Raw genomic sequence first — 24,270 nt, forward strand, 5'->3', positions numbered from 1 at the left:
CTAAAAATCCAGAAGCTGAGATAAGATCTCAGCTTCTTTTATCTGTTAAAACTGCCTAAAATGCTTTTTTACCACAACAGTTTTTAAATTTCTTACCTGAACCACATGGGCACAAATCATTACGTTTTACATTTGAAAAATCAATACCAGCATCAGCTGCTTCAGTTTGACTAATCGTCTTAGCAGAAATATTTTGTGCAGCTGTTGTTGTCGCGTGATGGCTAGCGCGTTCACGTTCTTGTTCATGAATCTCAGCTTTCATCATGGTACGTGTCACATCAAACTCAATAGCCCCAATCATATCTTGGAACATCTTGAATCCTTCTGCTTGGTATTCCACAACTGGGTTATTCTGGGCGTAACCACGAAGACCAACTGAATTACGTAATTGGTCTAAAGCATCAATATGCTCTGTCCACTTGTTATCAACAATCATCAATAGAAGTACTTTTTGGAATTCCAAGATTGCTTCATGGTCATGCAATTTAGCTATTTGTTTCTCATAAATAGCTAAAGCTTTTTCATAAAGGAAATCTTTGATGTGATCATCTTTCAAATCACGGATATCTTTTACTGTTATCGAATCCTCTGGCACAATATTGGTTCTTGCAAAGGCTAAGATAGCTTCCAGCGCATCCTTACGGTTACTTCTAGCATGGGCCTCTACCGTACGTTTAATGGTACGTTTAATCATGGCTTTGATTTCAGGGCCAAGGTCACGATTTGCAGTAATCACATCACGACGGTTGGCATAAATGATTTCACGTTGCTCACGCATAACATCGTCATATTGAAGGACTTGTTTACGAGTATCATAGTTATTGCCCTCGACACGTTTTTGAGCTGATTCAACCTGACGAGCAAGCATGCCTGATTTGATAACGGCATCTTCTTCGTCCAAACGCATTTTATCCAAGAAAGCTTTGATACGGTCTGAACCAAAACGTCTCATCAAATCATCTTCCAATGACAGGTAGAATTGAGATTCTCCTGGATCACCTTGACGACCTGAACGACCACGAAGCTGATTATCAATACGACGACTTTCATGACGCTCTGTACCAATAACACAAAGGCCACCAAGTTCACGAACACCTTCACCAAGTTTAATGTCAGTACCACGACCAGCCATGTTGGTTGCGATAGTAACAGCACCACGCTGTCCGGCATTCATGATAATTTGAGCTTCTTTAAAGTGGTTTTTAGCATTCAAGACTTCATGAGGAACACCAGCAGCCACTAATTGTTTTGAGATGTAATCACTGGTTTCAACAGCAACAGTACCAACCAAGACTGGTTGCCCTTTTTGGTGTCTGTCTTTAACATCTGCAATAACCGCTCTAAACTTAGACTCTAATGTTGGGTAAAGCAAGTCCGTATGGTCAATACGCGCAACTGGTCGATTGGTTGGAATTGGAATAATACGCATGTTATAAACTTCGCGGAATTCCTCTTCTTCTGTTTTAGCTGTCCCTGTCATACCTGCCAATTTTTTGTACATACGGAACATATTTTGGTAGGTAATAGAAGCACTTGTTTTAGATTCTTCTTGAATACGAACAGATTCTTTTGCTTCAATAGCTTGGTGCAAACCATCTGAGAAGCGACGACCTTCCATTGTACGACCTGTAAACTGGTCAACAATAAGAATTTCGCCTTCTTCACTAACCACATAATCAATGTCAAGTAACATGATATAGTTAGCACGAAGAGCATTATCAACAAAGTGAGTCAAAGCAACATTATCAATATCGTAGAGATTATTTAGGTTGAAATAACTTTCTGCTTTATCAATCCCTGAATCACTCAAACCAATTGTTTTTGTTGGAACATCAATAATATAGTCGTCTTCTTTTAAGGTTTTCACAAACATGTCCGCACGAACATAAAGCTGATTAGTTTCTGAACTCACAGCTCCAGAAACAATCAAAGGTGTTCTTGCTTCGTCAATTAAAACAGAGTCAACCTCATCGACCAATGCATAACTCAAAGGTCTTTGAACCATGTCTTCTTGACGAACAACCATATTATCACGAAGGTAGTCAAAGCCTACTTCTGAGTTTGTTGAATAAGTGATATCACAAAGATAGGCCTCGCGTTTTTCAGCAGGTGACTTAGCTGCCAAGTTAATCCCAACAGAGAGACCTAACCAACTATAAACCTCACCCATCTCAGTCGCATCACGGGTTGATAAGTATTCATTTACAGTGATAACATGAACACCTTCACCTGCAAGAGCATTTAAGTAAACAGGCATTGTCGCTGTTAAAGTTTTACCCTCACCAGTACGCATCTCAGGAACATCGCCATTATGAAGAACAATCCCCCCCATAATTTGCACACGGTATGGGTAGAGTCCTAGGACACGTTTTGCTGCTTCGCGTACAACCGCAAAAGCTTCTGGTAGCAACTGATCCAGGCTTTCTCCATTTTGATAACGTTCTTTAAATTCTGGTGTTTTTGCTTGTAAATCTTGATCAGACAACGCTTCCATCTGATTTGCATAAGATTCAACTTTCTTTGCAAGTTTTTCTAACTTTTTGATTTCGCCTTTGTCATTTTCAATGACTTTGCGTAGAATATTTGCCATTCTCTATCCTTTCGAGTCTCTTATCATTTCATTCTAACATAATTGAGCAGTCAGTTCAACAATTCCAGACAAATGAAGACAGAAAAGAAGGCCTTACAACCTCCTTTTATCTATATTCTAACTTTTCAACTTTAGACAGATTTTTTAAGCATTTGGATGACTCACAATCATCTCCAACTCCCCATCAAATGACCAAGCCTTAACATCATTAGGGAGGATAAAATGCATTCCCTTTTCAAGGGCATAGGCTTCGCTACCAACAAAGAGTTGACCTGAACCATCTAGAACACTAACTAACAAGTAAGGAGAGGCTTGACGCATGTCAACCAATTGATTTGTAGACCACTTAAATACTGTAAAGAATGGATTTGAGACCAAGGTGGTTGACACCAAACGATCTGTTACAACACTTGCAGGGACACTGTTTTCAGGAGTTCCAAGGTTCAAAACAGCAATAGATTGTTGCAAGTGTAACTCACGAAGATGACCAGCAGCATCTTTTCGGTCAAAATCATAAACACGGTAAGTGGTATCACTAGATTGTTGGGTTTCCAAAATCATAATCCCTTTACCAATAGCATGCATGGTCCCACTTGGCACATAGAAAAAATCACCTGCTTTAACAGGGCGTCTCGTTAGGAGATTATCCCAATCACCAGCTTCAATCATGGCTTGTAGTTCTTCTTTAGACTTGGCTTCATGGCCATAAATAATTTCTGAACCCGGATCTGCTGAAATCACATACCAACATTCTGTTTTTCCAAGTTCCCCTTCATGCTCCATAGCATAGCTATCATCTGGGTGTACCTGAACACTTAACCAGTCATTGGCATCTAAAATTTTAGTGAGTAATGGAAAGACCTTTTCTTTTGGATTCCCAAACAGTTCAGGTTTTTCGGCATACAGTTTGTCTAAGGCTATTCCTTTATAACGACCATTTGAAACAGTTGACACACCATTAGGATGAGCTGAAATAGCCCAATATTCACCAGTGGTTTCACTAGGAATAGTGTAGTTAAAAACATCCCGTAATTTGGTCCCACCCCAAATTTTATCATGCATTACAGAGTTTAGAAATAATGGTTCAGACATAATACTCCTCATTTCTTATCATTAAATAATGTCTTTATTATAGCACTTTCTAAAATAATGTGAACTATTTCCTTAATCTAAAAGCACCAACTTTTGTTAGTGCTCATTAATTTATTTTTCTGACACCATTTTTGCTAGCGCAAAATTTCCAATGGTCGCTGAAGCATTATCTTGAATAGCTGGTCTGACAATGTAGTCATTTAAAGGTGGTACTGGTAGATAACCATTCATCAAACTTTCAAATTGCTCGTGAACCCGTTTAACCATATGATCTTGCGCCATAACACCACCACCAAATACAATAACTTGTGGTCGGTAAAGCATGGTTGCTTGTAAAGCCGCTTGCGCAATATAGTAAGCCTGGATATCCCAAACACTTGACTCTTTAGGAATCAATTCACCTTTAATCCCTGTTCTCGCTTCAAGACTTGGTCCTGCTGCCATCCCTTCTAAACACCCCTTATGGAAAGGACAAACTCCCATGAAACCATTTTTTTGATCTTCAGGATGGGGCATCACATAAGTATGACCTGCTTCTGTATGCCCTAAGCCACCAATAAATTGACCATTTTGAATGGCACCTGCTCCAATCCCAGTTCCAATGGTATAGTAAACCAAACTGTCCGTATTTTCTCTGAGCATCATTTCCCCGTAAGCTGAACTGTTAACATCTGTTGTGAAGTATAAAGGGACTTGTAATGCGTCAGCAATTGGCCCAAGCAAATCAACATTTGCCCAATTGGGTTTTGGTGTACTTGTGATATAACCATAGGTAGCTGAACTTGGGTCAATATCAATGGGCCCAAAAGAACCCACTGAAATCGCCACTAAGTCTTCTTCAAATGTTTTGAAATAGTCAATGGTTTTTTGGATGGTTTCTTCTGGACTGGTGGTTGGAAACTGAATCTTGTCGTAAGGGGTAAACGTTTCATCTCCTACAGCACAAACAAACTTTGTCCCACCTGCTTCTACACTTCCATATAAAGTTGTCATTTTTTCTCCTTTTGAAAACGCCTTCTTATTATCTATTATAGGCAAAAAAATCATTTATCGCAAGCTTTCACAAGCTTCTCTTTAAGCATTCAAAAAGGCTAGTTAGACTAGCCTTTGACCTTATTTTACACGTAAAATCTCTTGGCCTTGTGAGATTATGCCATCAGCTAAAAGGGTTATTTCTGAGTAATCAATACTATTTGTTACAATAACCATTGTTGTATCATCTAAGCCAGCTGCAGCAATCTTTGCAGAGTCAAAATAACCTAACAGGTCCCCTTTTTTCACTTCTTGATTAACAGTGACTTTAGATTCAAAACCATCGCCAGCCATAGAAACCGTGTCAATTCCGACATGAATTAAGACTTCTGCTCCACTAACTGATTTAATCGCAAATGCGTGACCAGTTTCAAAAGCGACTTCAACACTACCATCAACTGGTGAATAAACTGCATTAGAACTTGGTTTAAGAGCAAGACCTCTCCCCATAGCACCTGATGAGAATACGGGATCACTAACATTTTCAAGTGCCATGACCTGACCAGCAAGTGGCGATACTAGTACTTCTTCAGAAGCTTCTGCAGGGCTTACTGAAACAAGCGGAGATTTAGGCTTTTTTTCAGCGAAGTCTCCCTCTTCATCTTCAAAACCAAACATATAAGTTAGTGCGAAACCTGCCGCAAATGAGACCGCAACCATGATGAGGTATGAAAGAAGTTGACCGTTAAGATAAAGAAGTGTTCCTGGGATAATAGTGATACCAAATCCTGTACCAGCTAAACCTAAGATTGAAGCAACCGCACCACCAATAGCACCACCAATCAATGATAAGAAGAATGGTTTACGGTAACGTAAGTTCACCCCAAAGATAGCAGGCTCTGTAATCCCCAAGAATGCAGAGAGTGCTGCTGGGAAAGCAAGGGCTTTTAGTTTTGGATTTTTGGTTTTAACACCAACTGCAACTGTTGCTGCACCTTGGGCAGTCATAGCAGCCGTGATAATTGCATTAAAGGGATTTGCGCCAGTGTGGGCAATTAATTGTGATTCAAGTAAGTTAAAGATATGGTGAACACCAGATACAACGATAACTTGATGAACCCCACCAATGAGTAGACCAGGAAGACCAAATGGTAAAGCAAGAATTGCTTCTGTTCCCACTAAAATAGCATTTTCAACCACATGGAATACAGGACCGATAATGAAAAGTCCAAGAATTGACATCACAAACAAGGTCACAAACGGCGTTACCAGCAAGTCAAGTACTTCAGGAACAACCTTACGGACAGCTTTTTCAAACTTAGCACCTAAAATACCGATGATAAAGGCAGGTAGAACTGAACCTTGCAAACCAACAACTGGAATAAAACCAAAGAAAATCGTTGGTTTAACATCACCACCTGATGCAACTGCCCAAGCATTTGGAAGAGAACCTGAAATCAACATGAAACCAAGAACTATACCAATGACTGGATTACCACCAAATACTCTGAAAGTTGACCAAACAACTAAAGCAGGTAGAGCAATAAAAGCAGTGTCCGTTAAGATTTGTGAGTAAACATTTAAATCCTCAGGCAAAGTAACACCAAATGCTCCAAGTAGGCCACGAAGTCCCATAAATAAACCAGTTGCTACGATTGCTGGAATAATTGGAACAAAGACATCACCAAAGGTACGAACCGAACGTTGGAACCAATTCCCCTGCTTAGCCGCTTCTGCTTTTTGTTCAGAAGTTGTAGAGGTTGGCAATCCTAAAGCAACCACTTCATCATAAATCTTGTTAACAGTACCAGTTCCAAAAATCATTTGGTATTGCCCTGCATTAAAGAAAGCTCCTTTTACTTTTTCAATATTTTCAGCTTTTTCTTTATCAATTTTACTTTCATCAACAACCATGACACGAAGTCTCGTTGCACAGTGTGCTACACTTTTAACATTTTCACGACCACCGAGTGCCTCGATAACCTTTTTTGCAATCTGATTATTATCCATACTTGCAAAATCTCCTTATTTAAATAGTAAGTGAAACGGTTTCACTTCTTGATTCTTATTTTAGCACGAAAAAATTTTATGTCAAGCGTTTGACATATTTTTTTATTATTTTAGTTTTATTGTTGATTTTTAAAGAGAAAACGTTTAGTATATTTCTTAAGAATACTTAAAGGAGTTCCCAAATGGATTTACCACAAAAAGTGCGCTACCGTCCTTATTGCGAGTGGAGCAAAGAGGAAATTGAAGAAATCAAGGTAAACATGCAAAAATCTCCTTGGCATACGCACTACCATATTGAGCCAGAAAGCGGTCTACTAAACGACCCTAATGGTTTTTCTTATTTCAATGGAAAATACCATCTTTTTTATCAAAACTGGCCATACGGTCCAGCCCATGGTTTGAAACAGTGGGTGCACATGACATCAGAAGACCTTGTTCATTTTACAAGGTCCAAAACAAGACTCTTACCCGATCACAAAAACGACAGCCACGGTGCCTATTCTGGATCTGCCTATGCCGTAGAGGATAAACTCTTTCTTTTTTACACTGGAAATGTGCGTGATCACAATTGGGTCAGAGACCCTCTTCAAATCGGAGCTTGGATGGATAAAGATGGGAAAATTGAAAAATTCGACCAGGTTTTAATCCAACAACCAAGTGACGTCACTGAACATTTCAGAGACCCACAAATATTTGATTATAAAGATAACTTCTATGCCATTGTTGGTGGTCAAAACCATGACAAAAAAGGTCTCATCAAACTCTACAAAGCCGTAGAAAATGATGTTCAAAACTGGCAATTCCTTGCAGACCTAGACTTCGATGATCCTGCTTCTGAGTATATGATTGAATGCCCAAATTTGGTTTTTGTTGATGGGCACCCTGTCTTAATCTATAGCCCACAAGGTCTAGCCCAAGAAGACCTCAACTATGATAACATCTACCCAAATACCTACAAGATTTACCAAAACTTCGACCCTGATCAGGGAAAACTAAGTGGTGGTGGACCTCTTCAAAATCTAGATTTTGGTTTTGAAGCCTATGCCACACAAGCATTCAATAGCCCTGACGGTCGTGCCCTTGCCGTCTCTTGGATTGGACTTCCTGATATCAACTACCCGACAGATGCCTACGACTATCAAGGCGCACTTAGCCTGGTCAAAGAACTTAGCATTATTGACGGAAAACTCCACCAAAGCCCAGTCGCAGCCATCAATAGCTTGCGCTGTCAAAAAGAAGACTTCCAAAACAAGGTTCAATCCAGCAATTGTTACGAACTTGAGCTTTGCTTTAAAGCCAATCAAATCGCTGAACTCCTACTCTTTGCTGATGAATCCTCACAAACTGGGCTTGGCCTCACAGTTGATACTAAAACTGGGCAATTACACTTAGACCGTAGCCAAATTGGTCAGCAATACGCAAGAGAATTTGGGACCAAACGCTCTTGCCAAATTCCGCAAGAAGATGTTACACTTAATATCTATGTGGACAAATCCATTGTTGAAATTTTCGTCAACAAAGGCCAAGCTGTCCTAACAAGTAGAGTCTTCCCTGAACACGGTGAAAGTGGACTTCAATTATTGACTGGAGAAGTTCAAGGATATTTTTATGAAATGAGGTAGTTATTGTGGTCGCAAAATTGACTGATGTCGCGGAATTAGCAGGCGTTAGCCCAACAACAGTATCACGGGTCATTAATAAAAAAGGATACCTGTCACAAAAAACTGTTGACAAGGTTCAAACAGCAATGAGGCAATTGGGTTACCAACCCAACAACCTGGCTAGAAGCTTACAAGGAAAATCAGCCCAGTTAATTGGACTCATTTTCCCAAACATCAGTAATATCTTTTACGCAGAACTGATTGAATACTTGGAAATTGAACTTTTCAAAGAAGGTTACAAAACCATTATCTGCAATAGTGAACGCGACCCTAAAAAAGAAAAAGAATATTTAGAGATGCTTGCTGCTAATCAGGTTGATGGCATTATTTCATCTAGTCACAACCTTGGCATTGAAGATTATGAACGGGTCGAAGCCCCCATTGTTGCCTTTGACCGAAACTTAGCTCCAAACATCCCTATCATTTCCTCTGATAATTTCCAAGGAGGAAAATTAGCTGCTCAGACCTTGCAAAAATACAAGTGCCAAAAAATCATCATGATTACAGGTAATGATAACTCCGATTCGCCAACAGGACTTCGTCAATTGGGCTTTTCTTACCAATTGAAAAAAACGGCTGAAATTATCAAATTGCCAAACAACCTATCAACCATTCGCCGTGAAATGGAAATCAGATCTATCCTCTCAAGCCGAAAACCCGATGGTATTTTTGTTTCAGATGATTTAACTGCTATTTTAATTATGAAAGTAGCAAATCAACTCGGCTTAGACGTTCCTAGTGATCTTAAAGTTATTGGTTATGATGGGACACATTTTATTGAAAACTTTTTCCCTCAATTAACGACAATTAAGCAACCTATTGAAGAAATTGCGAAATTAACCGTTGAAGTCCTCCTAAAAAAAATCCGAAAAGAAAAAACCAGCAAGGACTATATTTTGCCAATTACACTCCTGCCTGGTTCAAGCATCTAAAAAAAACAATCCTCCAGCGAGAATTGTTTTTTCTTATTCTGATTCTTCTGAAACAAACTGACTTAATAAGCCATTAATAAACTTAGCTGAAGTGTCATCAGAATATTTTTTTGCAATTTCAATAATTTCATTAAGGGCAACACGGTCTGGCGTTTCATCAAAGTATTTAATTTCAAACAAACCAAGACGAAGCATTGTTTTATCCGTTAACGTTAATCGTTCGATAGACCAACCTTTTTTGAGGTTTTCCTTAATGATAGCATCCAGCTCGTCCTTATGATCTACCACTCCATTGACTAAATTCAATAAGAATGTTGGCAGTTCTGAAACCTGATCTTCTTCAGTAACTTTGTCATAATCATAGGCAAATTGAGAAGCCTCAAGAAAATCCCCACCTAGCTCCACATTAAAGAGGGCTTGAAAAGCACGTTCACGAAGGTCTCTTCTTGAATTTTGAAAACTATTAGTCATCCAAGAAATCCTCTTCAAACAATGATTTCAAATCAGGTTTTGGTGTCTTTTCAGGAACAATGCCTTCAACATGAATGTTAACAGCTGAAATGGTCACTTCTGCCATATCATAGACAGCTGTTTTAACAGCTTTTTGAATAGCAACTGAAACAGATGGTACTTTTACACCATATTGTAAGTAAACATAAATATCTGCTGTAACAGAACCGTCTTCTTCTGTATGAAGGTAGACACCTTTGCCAAGACTCGCTTTGTTGAAGCTGTCTGACATTTTTTTGTTATGAAGCGAGTAGACACCCTCAACTTGTGTTGTAGCAATCCCTGTAATGACTTCAAGAACACGCGGTGAAATAACGATTTCACCAATATTTTCACTCATCATAGCTTTTCCTTTCTTTTCTCAACCCATTGGCTGACAAAACTATTAGGCACGTGAAACGTAAGTACCTTCAGCAGTGTTGATCACCAATTTTTGACCAGCTTCAATGAAGTCTGGAACGTTGACAACAAGACCTGTTTCCAATGTTGCTGGTTTACCAGAACCTGTTACAGTAGCACCTTTAATTGATGGCTGTGTTTCAGCGACTGTTAATTCAACAGTTGTTGGAACTTGAACCCCGATTACTTCTGATCCGTAGAATTGGATTTTCACATCTGAATTTTCAAGAATGTAAAGCAATTCTTGCTCAACGTTAGCTACAGGAATTTCATATTGATCATATGTATCTGTATTCATGAAGTAAGCAGTGTCATCCATTTTGTACAAGTATTGAGCTGGAACTGTTTCAATAATCGCTTGCTCAAATTTTTCATCTGGACGATAAGTTGTGTCAAATGTAGAACCAGTACGAACATCACGTAATTTCATACGCATGATTGTGTTCCCCTTACCTGGTTTATGGTGACTTGCATCAAGAACGCGGATTAATTTCCCTTCTGATTCAAAAGTCATACCTGCTCTAAGCTTACTTGCTTCAATCATTTATAATTACCTCTTACTAAAATATTTATCATCTCATTTTACCACAATTTAGGCACTCTCTCAAATACTTTTATTCTTTTTCAGCTAAAAGCAGTGCTAGCACTTGCATTACGAGCCACTTATCATATATCACGCAAACATAAAATCACTTAGGCAATCTAAGCGATTTTATTTCTATTAGTGTTAAGTTAGGAATTTAAAATATACCACAATAAGAACGTTACAAATAAAATGCACTAGCATGGGCACTTCCAAACGCCCTGATTTGTAATAAACATAACCAAATACACCACCATTTAAGATATATAAAAGAGAATGTATAGGACTGGTAGCATAGTGCATATTTCCAAAAATCAAAGCTTGGACAATAATCCCTACAATCGGCCATTTGGCAAAGCCAAACCTTTGAATAAGGCCACGCACAACCAATTCTTCCTCTAAAGACGGAATAACACCTAATGTAATAACCAAACGCCAGAAATCCGCATTTTTTATGGCCTCATTATGAGCTTGTTGGTTTTCAGAAAGACCAATCTGCGGGCCAAAATGATTTAGTAAATAATCACCAAACTGTAAAGCTAAGACCAGTGCAATACCAATAAAAACCCATTTCATAATAGGACGATTATCTTTTTTGGGACCAAAAAAACGAGCCCCAAATACATAAAAACTGCCAAATAACAGAAAAACACTAAACAATCCCATCATTATATTAGATAAGGGCTCTGTGTTTAAAAGGTCGATAAAGGCCTGACTATCTCTAGGAATATCTGGATTAAACCAAGAGGTAACTTGAAGTCCAAATTTCTCCATAAACATTGCAAGTCCTACAAACAGAATATACAACACAAGTACCTTCCAAATTGGAAGAAAACCATTTTGGTCATTGATCCAGTCGATGTTCTTTTTAAAAATCGATTTCATAAAATCCTCTCTTTCACGATAAAATCACTTAAGCATGACAGTTTAAGTGATACTAATTTTAATTATTCAATATTATTATAAGCTATTACGCACCTTTGTATTAGCTCATTAGAACAATTATAACATAACTTTTGATTTTATTCAGCAAAGAGTTCTTAAAAAGCACCTTTATCACAAAAGATGCTTTTTGACCACTTACTTGTCGCCTTTAATTATTAGTCATTTCCCCTTAGTAGCAACACACTCTAACCAATAGGGGGTAACGTCATTTAGACCATTTAAACGCCATTTCTACACAAAGATAAAACACCACCACTTGACTAAGTCAAGAACGACCTGAGTTAATTTGTCACAACTCACACCGAAATAAGAGCACTAGCCAAGCTTTAAAGCCCATTATTTTTCACCTAGAAGAATAACTGGAACATCATGTTGAACATAAGCAACCCCTTTTTTCTCCATTAGTTCAATAGCAAATGGGTGTGGGTTATAATTTGCTTTATAAGTGATTTTGGTTATCCCTGCTTGAAGTAAAGCCTTGGTACAATTAATACAAGGAAAATGCGTCACGTAAATTTCAGTTCCATCTGTTGAAATGCCTTCTTTTGCACATTGAATAAGTGCATTCATTTCCGCATGAACCGTTCTAATACAATGGCCGTCTTCCATATAATGGCCTGCTTGATCACAATTATCCGTTGCTGACACACCACCATTATAACCTGTTGCGATAATACGGTTATCCTTGACTAATACAGCACCAACATAAGCTCTATCACAAGTTGAGCGTTTGGAAATCAGCTCTGCGTTAGCCATAAAATAATCTTGCCAAGATAATCTCTGTTCCATCTCTTGCTCCTTATTTACCTTATTAGCTTAAAACAATTAATTCTTTTGGGGCAAGTGTTAGTACTTGGCAACCCTCTTGTGTAATCACTAAATCATCCTCAATACGAACACCATAGAGATGATCTAGATAAATACCTGGTTCATCCGTCACAACCATTCCTGCTTGTAATTGGTCTTGCGTTTTAAGAAAAAATGGATTCTCGTGAATGTCTAGTCCAATGCCATGCCCAATACCATGTGTGAAGCACTCGCCATAACCTGCTTGACTAATAATATCTCTAGGAATCTTGTCAAAGTCGCTATATGTCATGCCAGCGCAGGCTTTTTCAATCAAAGCCTTATTGGCCTTTAAGACAATCTCATAAATCTCACCTTCTTGTTCTGTGACATGTCCGATGTGAATGGTTCTGGTCATATCACTAACATAATGATTGTAATAGCAACCAAAATCCAAGGTTAAACTGTCTCCATTTTTAATGACTTTTTGGCTCGCTACTCCATGAGGCATAGCTGAGCGTTTGCCAGAAGCTGCAATGGTTTCAAAGGACACACCACTTGCACCATAGTGCCTCATTCTAAAATCTAAGAAATTAGCAACATCAATTTCCCTTGTCTTTTCTGCTTTAATAAACTCCAAAACATCTATAAAGGCTTTATCTGAGATTTCACAGGCTTTTGAAATGGTCTCAATTTCACTAGCGTCTTTAAGAAGTCGTAAGTCTTCTACAAAGCTATTTTGAACGTGCAAATCAACCCCCTCAAAGCTTTGTTCTAAACGTTGAAAGAAGGCATAGGTCATGTCATTTTCAAACCCAATAACGGACAGTTTGTCTGCTTTGGCGATTTTTGACACTTCTACAAGTGCTGTACGGCTTTCAATGATGTCAAAATCAGTGATTGTTTCCTTAGCAATCAGCGTGTAACGCGAATCTGTGACAAAAACGCGTCTCGTCTTGCTAATAAAAAGTGTGGCTGCCGTTCCTGAAAAACCTGTTAGATAATAAATATTGGTGAGATTGGTGATTAACATACCATCTAAATTGCGCTCATCTAACTGACGCAAAGCTTTTCTTAAGCGTTCTTGCAAGTAAACCGTCATAACATTCTCCTTGGTCATTAACTGTCTTTAGTTTACCATTATTTACAGCCTTTTAAAAGATAAAAAAGGAACTCAGATGAGTTCCAATTGCTTATAATTTTTCTTTTAGGTATTGTCCGGTATAACTTTCTGGGACCGCTGCGATTTCTTCTGGTGTGCCGGTGGCAATGATTTGTCCGCCGCCGATTCCCCCTTCTGGTCCTAAATCAATGATGTGGTCAGCTGATTTAATCACATCTAAGTTATGTTCAATAACTAAAACAGTGTTGCCATCATCAACAAAACGCTCTAAGACAGTAAGCAGCCGCGCAATGTCATCTGTATGTAAGCCAGTAGTTGGTTCATCAAGAATATAAAGGCTCTTACCAGTTGAACGTTTATGCAGTTCACTGGCTAACTTCATCCGTTGTGCTTCTCCACCAGATAAAGTCGTTGCAGGTTGTCCAAGGGTGACATAACCTAGACCAACATCTTTAATGGTTTGAATCTTACGTGCAATCTTAGGAATTGCCGCAAAGAACTCAACTGCATCATCAACTGTCATGTCTAAAATTTGAGCAATGTTTTTTTCCTTATAGTGAACTTCAAGTGTCTCAGAATTATACCTGTGACCATGACAGACTTCACATGGAACATAAACGTCTGGTAAAAAGTGCATCTCAATTTTGATAATACCATCACCAGAGCAAGCTTCACAACGCCCCCCTTTGACATTAAAGGAGAAGCGCCCTTTTTTATAACCACGAATTTTGGCTTCATTGGTCTGAGCAAACAGGTCCCTAATATCATCAAAAACACCCGTATAGGTTGCTGGGTTTGACCTTGGTGTGCGTCCTATCGGGCTTTGATCAATGTCAATAAGACGTTCAATATGCTCAATACCGGTTACTGTCTTGTGTTTACCTGGCTTTTCAGAATTACGATTTAGCTTTTGAGCTACTGCTTTTTTCAAAATGCTATTAATCAAGGTGGATTTCCCTGAACCAGATACACCGGTAACGGCAATGAATTTTCCCAGTGGGAAACGAACATCTAGATTCTGTAAGTTGTTTTCACGGGCACCCTGTATTTCAATAAAACGACCATTTCCCACGCGACGTTCCAGCGGTAAGGGGATTGATTTTTTGCCAGACAAATACTGTCCTGTAATGGACTTTTTATTTTTAGCCACTTGTTTAGGAGTCCCCGATGCAATGATCTGGCCACCAAATGCGCCTGCGCCCGGACCAACATCAATCAGCCAATCCGCCTGCATCATAGTATCTTCATCATGTTCAACAACAATCAAGGTATTGCCCAAATCTCGCATCTTTTTAAGGCTTTCAATGAGCCTGTCATTATCCCTTTGGTGCAAACCAATTGAAGGTTCATCAAGAATGTAGAGTACACCCGATAAATTAGAGCCAATTTGCGTTGCTAGTCGAATCCGTTGGCTCTCACCACCAGAAAGAGTCCCCGAAGAACGAGAGAGGGTCAAATAGTTGAGTCCAACATTATTCAAGAATGTCAAGCGATCATGAATTTCTTTAAGAATGGGTTTAGCAATGGTTGCTTCATTTGGACTCAATGTTAAGTTTTCCAAATGGTTTAAATGATCAGAAATTGATAACTCTGATAATTGACCAATATGAGGCGCCTGTTCACCTCCTACATGAACACATAAAGCTTGGTCATTAAGGCGATAGCCATGACAAGTGTTACATGTTAGCTCATTCATGTAGGTGCGCATAACATTTCGTGTGTAATCACTATTAGTTTCATGGTAGCGACGATTGATATTTGTAACAACACCTTCAAAGACAATATCAATATTGCGTTCGCCGCCAAAATCATTGACATAATGAAAATGGAATTCTCGATCACCAGAACCATACAAGACCAACTGCTTCTCATCTTCTGACAAATCTTCATAAGGTTTATCCATATCCACACCAAAGGCCTCCATGGCCTGTTCTAACATGGATGGGTAATAATTAGATGAAATAGGATTCCAAGGTGCCAACGCCCCTTCTCTCAAACTTTTACTTGGATCTGGAATAACCAAGTCCATATCAACTTCCAACTTAATCCCTAAACCATCACAAGTTGAGCAAGACCCAAAAGGAGCATTAAATGAAAAAAGACGGGGTTCTAATTCCGGCACAGTAAAGCCACAAACCGGACAAGAATAATGTTCCGAAAAGAGCAACTCATTGCCATCCATAGTGTCAATGATTAAATAACCATCACCTAACCTTAAAGCAGCTTCAATGGAGTCAAAAAGACGACTTCTGATGCCATCTTTATTGACCAAACGGTCAATTACCACTTCAATATCATGCATCTTGCTTTTTGATAATTCTGGGACTTCTGACACATCATAAATCTCACCGTCAACGCGAACACGAACATAACCATCTTTTTGAATTTTTTCAAAAATGGTTTTTTGTTGCCCTTTTTTTCGGCGAACAATAGGAGCTAAAATTTGCATGCGACTACGTTCTGGCAAATCCAAAACCTGCTCCACAATCTGCTCAACCGATGAGGCCGTAATAGCCCCATGACCATTAATACAGTAAGGCGTCCCAACACGAGCATAAAGCAACCTCAAATAGTCGTTGATTTCTGTAACTGTCCCAACGGTCGAACGTGGATTTTTACTGGTTGTTTTTTGGTCTATAGAAATTGCTGGGCTAAGGCCATCAATAGAATCCACATCAGGTTTTTCCATGTTCCCTAAAAATTGCCTTGCATAAGCAGAAAGACTCTCTACATAGCGCCGTTGCCCTTCGGCATAAATCGTATCGAAGGCCAGACTTGATTTTCCTGATCCTGACAACCCTGTCACAACAACTAACTTGTCGCGAGGAATCTCAACATCAATATTTTTTAAATTGTGAGCACGCGCTCCACGAATAATAAGTTTATCTTGCATAATCTCTTTAAGTGTCTGTTTCCCTTTCGAATGACATTTCTTTTATTATAGCAAATTTTCTAATAATCAGTTGTCCCAAAGTTCGCCATTTTATAGTATAATAGTCTAGTATGTAATGAGACAGATAAGTGAATAATCTCAAAAGGGTTGAAAATAGCCATTTCACCCTTTTACAATGCGATTTAAATACTTTCTTTTCATCCAACACACGCAAATAAGGTCAAAAGGAGGGCTTGTCATGAAACAAATGTTTCTTTCATCAGCAATTGAATTCAAAGAAATTGAAAGATTCGAGCCAGGGGCTTGGATAAAACTGGTAAACCCTTCCCAGGAAGAGTCAATGGAAGTTGCTGATCAGTTTAACATTGACGTCTCTGACTTACGCGCCCCTTTGGATATTGAAGAAACATCCCGTGTCGCTGTTGAAGATGACTACACACTCATTATTGTCGACGTTCCAACCTACGAGGAAAGAAATAACAAAAGCTATTATGTGACGGTACCTTTGGGTATTATCGTGACCGAAAATGCCGTTATTACAACTTCCTTACACGATTTAACACTTTTTAATCATTTTCATGACCGCAGGGTTAAGAACTTCTTCACCTTTATGAAGACCCGTTTTGTCTTTCAACTGCTTTATCGTAACGCGGAGCTTTTTCTAACAGCCTTAAGAACTATTGACCGTCAAAGCAATCGTTTGGAAGCGCAACTTGAAGCAGCAACTCGAAATGAAGAGCTAATTGACATGATGGAACTGGAAAAATCTATTGTCTACCTGAAAGCCTCTTTGAAATTCAATGAACGCATTGTTAAAAAATTATCTAGCAGTACAAGTTCTCTTAAGAAATATATTGAAGACGAAGACTTACTGGAAGACACTCTGATTGAAACCCAACAGGCCATTGAGATGGCTGGCATTTATGAAAATGTCTTGAATGCCATGACAGAAACAACTGCCTCAATCATTAACAACAATCAGAATACAATCATGAAAACCTTGGCCTTAATGACCATGGCTCTAGATATTCCTACTGTTATCTTTTCTGCCTATGGCATGAACTTTAAAAATAACACCATGCCTTTCAATGGACACGATAATGCATTTTGGTTGATTGTTGCTTTTGCTGCAATAGGCTCGTCCGCAGTCGTTGTTTATTTCTTTAGAAAGAAATGGTTTTAATGGCGTATTTTTGATGCAACTAAAGCAACAGCGCCAGTACTTGTAACAGGTTGTAATAGTGTCTAAGATACCTGAACCAAGTTGTTTTTGTTTGACCATACCCATTTATCTGGTGATGTCATCACCCACTAGATAGAGGGACGAAACAATAGTATAATTGAAAAATAAAGGAGATATGATGGATTTTCAAAATCTTACTAAGAAAAACCAAGAATTTATTCACATTGCTACTAATCGTTTGATTGAAGACGGTAAATCTGATCAAGAGATTAAAGAGATTTTAGAGGAAACTGTCCCTACCATTCTTGAAAAACAAAGACAAGGTATTCCTGCTAGGTCTTTTCTTGGGGCTCCTACTGCTTGGGCTGCTTCTTTTTCTCCAAAAACTATTGGAAAAAACGGTAATAAAGCATTCAAAGAAAAAAATACCAATCCTTGGTTGATGTGGTTAGATACGTCACTACTCTTCATTGGAATGGTTTCTCTTCTTCAAGGAATGTTACTCTTTTACAATTCTAAAACTGCAGTATCTGGTTTAACAGCACTCTTGGCACTTGGTTTTGGTGGCGGTGCTTCTATGTATGCAACATACTACTTTATTTACCGTCATGTCGGTAAAGCCAAAAGCCAACGTCCAAGTTGGTTTAAAATCATTGCTGCCTTAACACTTGTCATGCTTTCTTGGATTGGACTATATACTGGTGCAGCTTTGCTACCACAAGCACTAAACCCACAATTACCAGCCTTTGCACTTGTTGTTCTAGGAGCAATTGCTTTTGGTAGTCGCTACCTCCTTCAACGAAAATACAATATTCAAAGTGCTATGTCTGCACAACAACACTCTTAAAAAGCTCGATTGTCTTCGAGCTTTTTCATTAGTCTATTTTCAAAAAGAATCACAGTAGCTTAAAACAAAATGTTTTCTACTGTGATTCTTTTTCCTTAGGAGGCTTTATTACGGTTTGTAGGCGATGCTATACTTCACCTTGATTGATAATATCATAGGTAACCGTTTTTCCATTTGAAGTGAAGCTTATAGTTTTCGCTCCAAAGGACATTTGATCCATACCTACTCCATATTTTATTGATAAGTCTACAATACGCTTTTGAAGAAGGTCCTTAGTAAGCCCATATTGCTTTGCTAAGTTCTCTAATTTCATGTCATAGGGATCTTCTTCATCAACTTCTTCGTCATCGACTTCATCAGCGTCTTCTTTGGGCTGTAATGGTTTTTCAGTGGCAGTCTCTGAAGCTTCTTCTGATTCATCCATATCCTCTTCGTCATCACCTTCTGCATCAATAGGTTTAGGAAGTGCATTACCTGTTCTCAACGTATAAATAATAGCGTCATTAACATTAACTTTACTTAACAAAACAGAAGGTTTATCTGGAACACTAACAATATCACCAATAACCATCAGTTTTGTTCTTGGTACTTTATATTGACGTGCAATATAGTCCAGTTTCTCGTCATTTGGATTTTTAACTGCAAGGTCTTTTGAAAAATCAATCTCTTGATAATCTAAAGGAAGTTTAATACTATTGAGCGCCACTTTCTTAGTAGAACCATCTTTAGCATAAATAATCAAGTCTGGACCTGAGCGAATGATATCATTTGTTTGATAGTCTTGTTTTGCTTTTCCCATCTTCAACTGCATGATAATCGTCTTATAGTCATCAGCATCTTCAAATTTATCCACACTTAATTTGCTTGGAATGTCTTTTAATTCTGCTGTATGTGTATGATTGCCATGTGGAATAATCACCTTATCGCCGGTAATTTTAAAGTTATCCACAGGAACATTGTTTTGAAGAGAAAGGAATTGTAGTTTTTGAGCAATCTCTTCTTTAGTGAAATGGCCTTCATCAACCTTGACAATTTTACTATCTTTGGCATTAATAGCATCTTGAACTTGTTTGAGTTCACTATCTTCTAATTCACTATAAGGAATATAATGTTCATGCCCTTCATGATCTGCAATAATACCATCTTCATCGTAAGATTTAATGGAAGCTACTGAAAAAACATAGCCGTCATCTGTCGTATAGGTTTTACCATCATTGCCTTGTTTTGTTTTTTTAATAGAAGCATCTAAAAGATTGATTTTTTCAGCTGGTTTCTGAGGTTTTGTATCGATTGGCAATGGATTTGCTGGCTTCTCAGGTGTTTTGAGGCCTAATAATTGATCTGCTGTCGCCTTGTCCAACTGACTTTGACCTGATAAATGCATTCTAGCAAGATAAATCTCAAGTGGAGATAATTGATGTTCAGCTACCACATGCCAGTGATTGCCATGTGGAATAACATAGCCTCGGCTTGTTAATTTTGTCACTTGATTTGGATCAAAAACAAGACCATCACCTTCACGATGCCTCTTAGAATCTGGTTGCTCATAAAGTTTCTTCAAAAGATAGTCATAAGAAACTTTATTTTTATCCAACTGGACATCCGGAATATTGGGGTGACTTGGGTAATCAATCGGATAATAAGGGGCTGGAAGTGGTGCGTTAGGGAGTGTTGGATAAGTCACCACTTTACCTGGCTGATTGCCATTTTGATTAGACCAAGTTCCACCAGTATTAACATGAATAGGACTTGTAGCTTTACCTGATTTAGATAACCAAACTGCCTGAGCAGCAGCTAGCTCACCTGCCGACAATTCTGATTTTGGAATATAGTGAAAATGGTTCCCATGAGGGACAATATAGGCATCTCCTGTATCTTCAATAACATCATTAGGATTAAAGATATAACCATCATCAGTTGTATACCGCCCTTCTTTTTTGGCAGCATTAATTTCTTGAACAGTGGCACCGCCATGAGCAGAGTAAGATTTCCCTTGTCTAGAAGCTTTAGCTTCCTTTGCTCCTTTTGCAGATTGTTCTGCAATTTGTTTTTTTGTTCTTAGGTTTGTTTTTTTACTACCCTCTTTTAAATAAAGGTAATAGTTCCCATCTACTTTAATAATATGCCCATCTTTGACATCATTAACAATATCCGATTTTTTCAAGACATAGTTTGGATCTTTCATTAGCAGTTCTTCGCTAATTAAAGCATCGTATGGCACTTTCCCATTATAATAATGATAATGATCACCATGGGAGGTCACATAACCTTTGTCTGAAATTTTAACAACGATTTGTTCAGCAGAAATCCCTTCTTCTCTACTAATATCATCTGGATTTTTTTCTGATGATAGTTGTTTTTTATGCACCTTAGAAGGCTTACTAGCATCAATATAAGCAATGCTATTTGCATTAGCTTTTTCTGCTTGGTAACGTCCTAATTCATAACCACATGCACTAAAAACCAAAGCAATAGCAGCACCTGCTCCAATAAGTTTTTTGTGTTTCATGTCCTCCTCCTTTTCTTTGCCCAAAGACAAAACAGCTAAACATTCTTCTTAACACTTGCCACCAATCCGTCACATAAACGAAACAGTAACTGCCCAGTTTAATTCCCTTTCACTGGCTTAAGATTCATTTTTAAGCTGGCTATCTTTTATTAAATGAAATCACTTTGTTAAATATACTTAACCAGTTAAGTATAAAACTGTGAAAAATTTTTGTCAAGAAAAAAAAGTAAAAAGCTTTAATGATTTTCTAAAACCACATCAAAATTCTAACAATTCTTATTGTTTTTAAAGCAATGCAAGTATGAAAATGATATGAAGTATTCCTCTGAAAACATGATGACTCAGATGCACCTTTTCACCACTGCTAACTCTAGCTAAATAAAGCAGAATCGGAATCACAATTAATATGAGGGCTAAAAGTAGCTTAACAAACCTTAGTTTTGAAAACAAAAAAATAAGTGATAGGAGAAAAAACAGGGCAAAAACAAGCAACTTGGTCTTTTGATAAGGCCCATTTTTTTCAACAAAAGCTGCTAAACATAGAATCAAACTGTAAAGACACAAAATATAAACCATCACTTTTTCACCTCTTTAATTTCAATCATTATAGCACAAAAAGCTTGCAAATGTATTCTTTAAAAAACAGTTCTTCTTTTACAAATCACAATTGATTATGTTATAATCGAAATTCATTATTTTTGAAAGGATACTGTTGTGAAGATTAATTTTGCATTAAAAAACATTACTTTTAACACACGTCTCAAACTCATCAGTCTGCTTGTCGGTTTTTACTGGCTTAAAACAATCACAGCCTACGCTATTGATTTTGATTTAGGGACAAAAGGTTTATTACAATATATTTTACTCATTTTAAACCCACTTGCTATTAGCATCTTTTTATTTAGTCTCTCACTTTATTTCAAAAGAAAAACACTTTTTCTCTCAACTCTCCTTGTCTTTTATCTTTCTCTAAACATGCTTTTAATTGCTAATATTCTTTATTACAGAGAGTTTTCCGATTTTATCACTTTCAGTACCATCTTATCTGCTAGTAAAGTTTCTGCGGGGCTTGGTGACTCTGCACTTCACTTACTTAGGTATTGGGATTTTATCTACATTCTCGATGTCATTGCCATCCCTATTTTTCTCTTCAAAAACAAAAATAATTTGTCGCAGAATCTAGGACAGCTAAGAAGTCATTTAATGGTTTCTGCGTTAGCTATTATCATTTTTATTTTAAATGTCACTTTAGCTGAAATAGACCGCCCACAATTGTTAAAACGAGGGTTTTCAAACTCATATATTGTAAGAGGGTTGGGCCTTGGTGTCTTTTTTTCAAACGATGTCAAAGAAACTTATAAAATAAATAAAATTCGTCAAAACGCTAGCGCTGATCAGCTTGATACTGTTGAACAATTCATTAATCAACATCACATTGCGCCAAATCCAGATTATTTCGGCATTGCCAAGGGCAGAAATGTCATTACCATACATTTAGAGAGTTTTCAGCAATTTCTAATAGATTTCCATTTAGAAGATGACAAGGGGCAAAAACATGAAGTATCACCCTTTCTCAATTCCCTATACCATCATCCAGACACCCTGGCCTTTTCAAATGTTTTCCACCAAGTTAAAGCTGGCAAATCATCAGATTCTGAATTGCTTATGGAAACCTCTTTATTCGGTTTAAACCAGGGAGCCTTCTTCGTTAAATATGGAGCTAGCAATACACAGAATGCCTTACCGCATATTCTCTCTAAAAAAGAAGGGTATACAACTGCTGCTTTCCATGGCAATGATGGTGCATTTTGGAATCGCAACAACACTTACAAACAATTGGGGTATCAATACTGGTTTGACCAATCTTATCTGTCAAAACCAACAGAAGAAAATTCTTTTCAATATGGCTTAAATGACAAAGTACTATTTGCAGACTCAATCCAATACCTGGAAAGGCTTCAACAGCCATTTTACACCAAATACATCACTGCAACTAACCACTACCCCTATCAGCATTTAAGTGGTAAGGAATCAGGATTCCCTCATGCAAAGACAAAAGATCAAACCATCAATGCCTACTTTAGTACCGTCAACTATTTAGATACTTCCATCAAACTCTTTTTTGATTATCTAAGAGATTCAGGACTTCTTGAAAATTCTATTATTGTTTTATACGGCGATCATTATGGCATATCCCATTCACGCAATCCTGAGCTTGCTGAACTTCTAGGCAAGGATAAAGAAGAATGGACAAGCTACGATAACGCCATGCTCCAAAGAGTTCCTTACATGGTTCATATCCCAGGAAGTCAAAAAGGGGGAATAATCGATACTTTTGGAGGTCTCATTGATTCTGCTCCAACAGTGCAACACCTCCTAGGTTTGGACACTCAAACACACATTCAGTTAGGGCAAGACCTGCTGGCTTCTAACAGAAGTCAGGTAGTCACCTTAAGAACAAATGGCACTTTTATCACACCTCTTGTCACGAGTTATGGCGGAAAACTCTACGAAACAAAAACTGGTCATGACATCAATGAATTTGAAAACCCCTACTTCTTGGAGATTGAACAGGCCAAACAGCTAAGTGCTGAACGCCTTAACATAAGTGATCAGATACAAATCAATGACCTTCTTCGTTTCTATACTAAACATAACTTAGAAGCTCTTGAGCCCGATAAGATTTCTTACCTCAAAGCCTTTGATCGCCTAAAAGAAATTGAGGCAAAGGCCGGTGATGCATCAACAAGTTTATACCATCAAAAACAAGGAAGCACTAGAGAACTCTTTAAAGACATAACCTTTCAAGATAAGCTGACAGCTCATTTGCAATAAAGAAGTTTACCTCATATTATTAGTCTGACTAAAAAGACGCTAGCGTCCCAACAAGGATACTGGCGTCTTTTTTTCCATATCATTACCCCAAAAAAGAGTGCTAGCAACTCTCTCCCACTTCTAGAAGTAACGAAAAAACAGCCCCCAGTGGGCTGTTTTATTAATCTTCGTTTACGTAAGGCATAAGTGCCATAACGCGAGCACGTTTAATTGCTGTTGTTACTTTACGTTGGTTTTTAGCTGAAGTTCCTGTTACACGACGTGGAAGAATTTTTCCACGTTCTGAAACGAAACGGCTTAAAAGTTCAGTATCTTTGTAATCAACATATTCAATTTTATTAGCTGCGATGAAGTCAACTTTTTTACGGCGTTTGAATCCGCCACGACGTTGTTGAGCCAT

At 38.1% G+C, this 24,270-nt stretch carries 18 protein-coding genes; 5 read left to right on the forward strand and 13 right to left on the reverse strand.

Going from position 1 to position 24,270, the window contains the following annotated elements; all coding sequences use genetic code 11:
* Positions 1–55: 55 nt before the first annotated feature.
* The 4 genes from secA to Q9317_RS08850 form a co-directional block, all read right to left on the reverse strand.
* Complete coding sequence (gene secA, locus Q9317_RS08835) at positions 56–2,590, reverse strand: preprotein translocase subunit SecA (RefSeq protein WP_003102039.1); 2,535 nt, start codon at positions 2,588–2,590, stop codon at positions 56–58.
* Between the two features lie 144 nt (positions 2,591–2,734).
* Positions 2,735–3,682 (reverse strand): mannose-6-phosphate isomerase, class I, encoded by a 948-nt coding sequence (manA, locus tag Q9317_RS08840; RefSeq protein WP_003102041.1) that lies wholly within the window; start codon positions 3,680–3,682, stop codon positions 2,735–2,737.
* A 111-nt stretch (positions 3,683–3,793) separates the two neighbouring features.
* On the reverse strand, positions 3,794–4,675 hold the full coding sequence (scrK, locus tag Q9317_RS08845) for a fructokinase ScrK (RefSeq protein WP_003102043.1): 882 nt from the start codon (positions 4,673–4,675) through the stop codon (positions 3,794–3,796).
* A 120-nt stretch (positions 4,676–4,795) separates the two neighbouring features.
* Complete coding sequence (locus tag Q9317_RS08850; RefSeq protein WP_003102045.1) at positions 4,796–6,664, reverse strand: sucrose-specific PTS transporter subunit IIBC; 1,869 nt, start codon at positions 6,662–6,664, stop codon at positions 4,796–4,798.
* A 182-nt stretch (positions 6,665–6,846) separates the two neighbouring features.
* On the opposite strand from Q9317_RS08850, the gene Q9317_RS08855 reads away from it, so the two are divergent.
* Both Q9317_RS08855 and Q9317_RS08860 read left to right on the forward strand, forming a co-directional pair.
* Positions 6,847–8,286, forward strand: coding sequence for a sucrose-6-phosphate hydrolase (locus Q9317_RS08855; RefSeq protein ID WP_003102048.1), 1,440 nt, complete (start codon positions 6,847–6,849; stop codon positions 8,284–8,286).
* Between the two features lie 5 nt (positions 8,287–8,291).
* Positions 8,292–9,257, forward strand: coding sequence for a LacI family DNA-binding transcriptional regulator (locus Q9317_RS08860; protein ID WP_003102050.1), 966 nt, complete (start codon positions 8,292–8,294; stop codon positions 9,255–9,257).
* Between the two features lie 33 nt (positions 9,258–9,290).
* Here the strand turns inward: Q9317_RS08860 and nusB are convergent, their stop codons facing one another.
* From nusB to uvrA, 7 genes are all read right to left on the reverse strand, one after another.
* Positions 9,291–9,728, reverse strand: coding sequence for a transcription antitermination factor NusB (gene nusB / locus Q9317_RS08865; protein ID WP_003102051.1), 438 nt, complete (start codon positions 9,726–9,728; stop codon positions 9,291–9,293).
* Positions 9,721–10,110: an Asp23/Gls24 family envelope stress response protein gene (locus Q9317_RS08870; protein ID WP_003102053.1), complete on the reverse strand. Its 390-nt coding sequence runs from the start codon at positions 10,108–10,110 to the stop codon at positions 9,721–9,723. Before Q9317_RS08870 ends, nusB begins: the two co-directional genes overlap by 8 nt.
* A 42-nt stretch (positions 10,111–10,152) precedes the next feature.
* Positions 10,153–10,710: an elongation factor P gene (gene efp / locus Q9317_RS08875; protein WP_003102055.1), complete on the reverse strand. Its 558-nt coding sequence runs from the start codon at positions 10,708–10,710 to the stop codon at positions 10,153–10,155.
* Between the two features lie 183 nt (positions 10,711–10,893).
* Positions 10,894–11,634, reverse strand: a complete 741-nt coding sequence (locus tag Q9317_RS08880) for a CPBP family intramembrane glutamic endopeptidase (RefSeq protein ID WP_003102058.1) — start codon at positions 11,632–11,634, stop codon at positions 10,894–10,896.
* Between the two features lie 396 nt (positions 11,635–12,030).
* Positions 12,031–12,483 carry a deoxycytidylate deaminase gene (locus tag Q9317_RS08885; RefSeq protein WP_003102059.1) on the reverse strand — a complete coding sequence of 151 codons (453 nt, stop codon included), beginning with the start codon at positions 12,481–12,483 and terminating at the stop codon, positions 12,031–12,033.
* 22 nt (positions 12,484–12,505) lie between these two features.
* Positions 12,506–13,582, reverse strand: coding sequence for a M24 family metallopeptidase (locus Q9317_RS08890; protein ID WP_003102061.1), 1,077 nt, complete (start codon positions 13,580–13,582; stop codon positions 12,506–12,508).
* Between the two features lie 91 nt (positions 13,583–13,673).
* The gene (gene uvrA / locus Q9317_RS08895) at positions 13,674–16,496 is read right to left on the reverse strand and encodes an excinuclease ABC subunit UvrA (protein ID WP_003102063.1); all 2,823 of its coding nucleotides are present in this window, start codon (positions 16,494–16,496) and stop codon (positions 13,674–13,676) included.
* A gap of 238 nt (positions 16,497–16,734) precedes the next feature.
* On the opposite strand from uvrA, the gene Q9317_RS08900 reads away from it, so the two are divergent.
* Together Q9317_RS08900 and Q9317_RS08905 are read left to right on the forward strand one after the other, a co-directional pair.
* A complete protein-coding gene (locus Q9317_RS08900; RefSeq protein ID WP_003102065.1) occupies positions 16,735–17,679 on the forward strand; it encodes a magnesium transporter CorA family protein in 945 nt (314 codons plus the stop codon).
* A gap of 178 nt (positions 17,680–17,857) precedes the next feature.
* The gene (locus Q9317_RS08905) at positions 17,858–18,526 is read left to right on the forward strand and encodes a DUF1129 domain-containing protein (RefSeq protein WP_121791543.1); all 669 of its coding nucleotides are present in this window, start codon (positions 17,858–17,860) and stop codon (positions 18,524–18,526) included.
* Positions 18,527–18,653: 127 nt separating this feature from the next.
* Here the strand turns inward: Q9317_RS08905 and Q9317_RS08910 are convergent, their stop codons facing one another.
* A complete protein-coding gene (locus Q9317_RS08910; protein WP_003102070.1) occupies positions 18,654–21,035 on the reverse strand; it encodes a pneumococcal-type histidine triad protein in 2,382 nt (793 codons plus the stop codon).
* 714 nt (positions 21,036–21,749) lie between these two features.
* On the opposite strand from Q9317_RS08910, the gene Q9317_RS08915 reads away from it, so the two are divergent.
* Positions 21,750–23,870: an LTA synthase family protein gene (locus Q9317_RS08915; RefSeq protein WP_003102074.1), complete on the forward strand. Its 2,121-nt coding sequence runs from the start codon at positions 21,750–21,752 to the stop codon at positions 23,868–23,870.
* A 160-nt stretch (positions 23,871–24,030) separates the two neighbouring features.
* Here the strand turns inward: Q9317_RS08915 and rpsR are convergent, their stop codons facing one another.
* Positions 24,031–24,270 (reverse strand): 30S ribosomal protein S18, encoded by a 240-nt coding sequence (gene rpsR / locus Q9317_RS08920; RefSeq protein WP_002983142.1) that lies wholly within the window; start codon positions 24,268–24,270, stop codon positions 24,031–24,033.

The sequence above is a fragment of the Streptococcus iniae genome (assembly GCF_030732225.1).
GTDB lineage: Bacteria > Bacillota > Bacilli > Lactobacillales > Streptococcaceae > Streptococcus > Streptococcus iniae.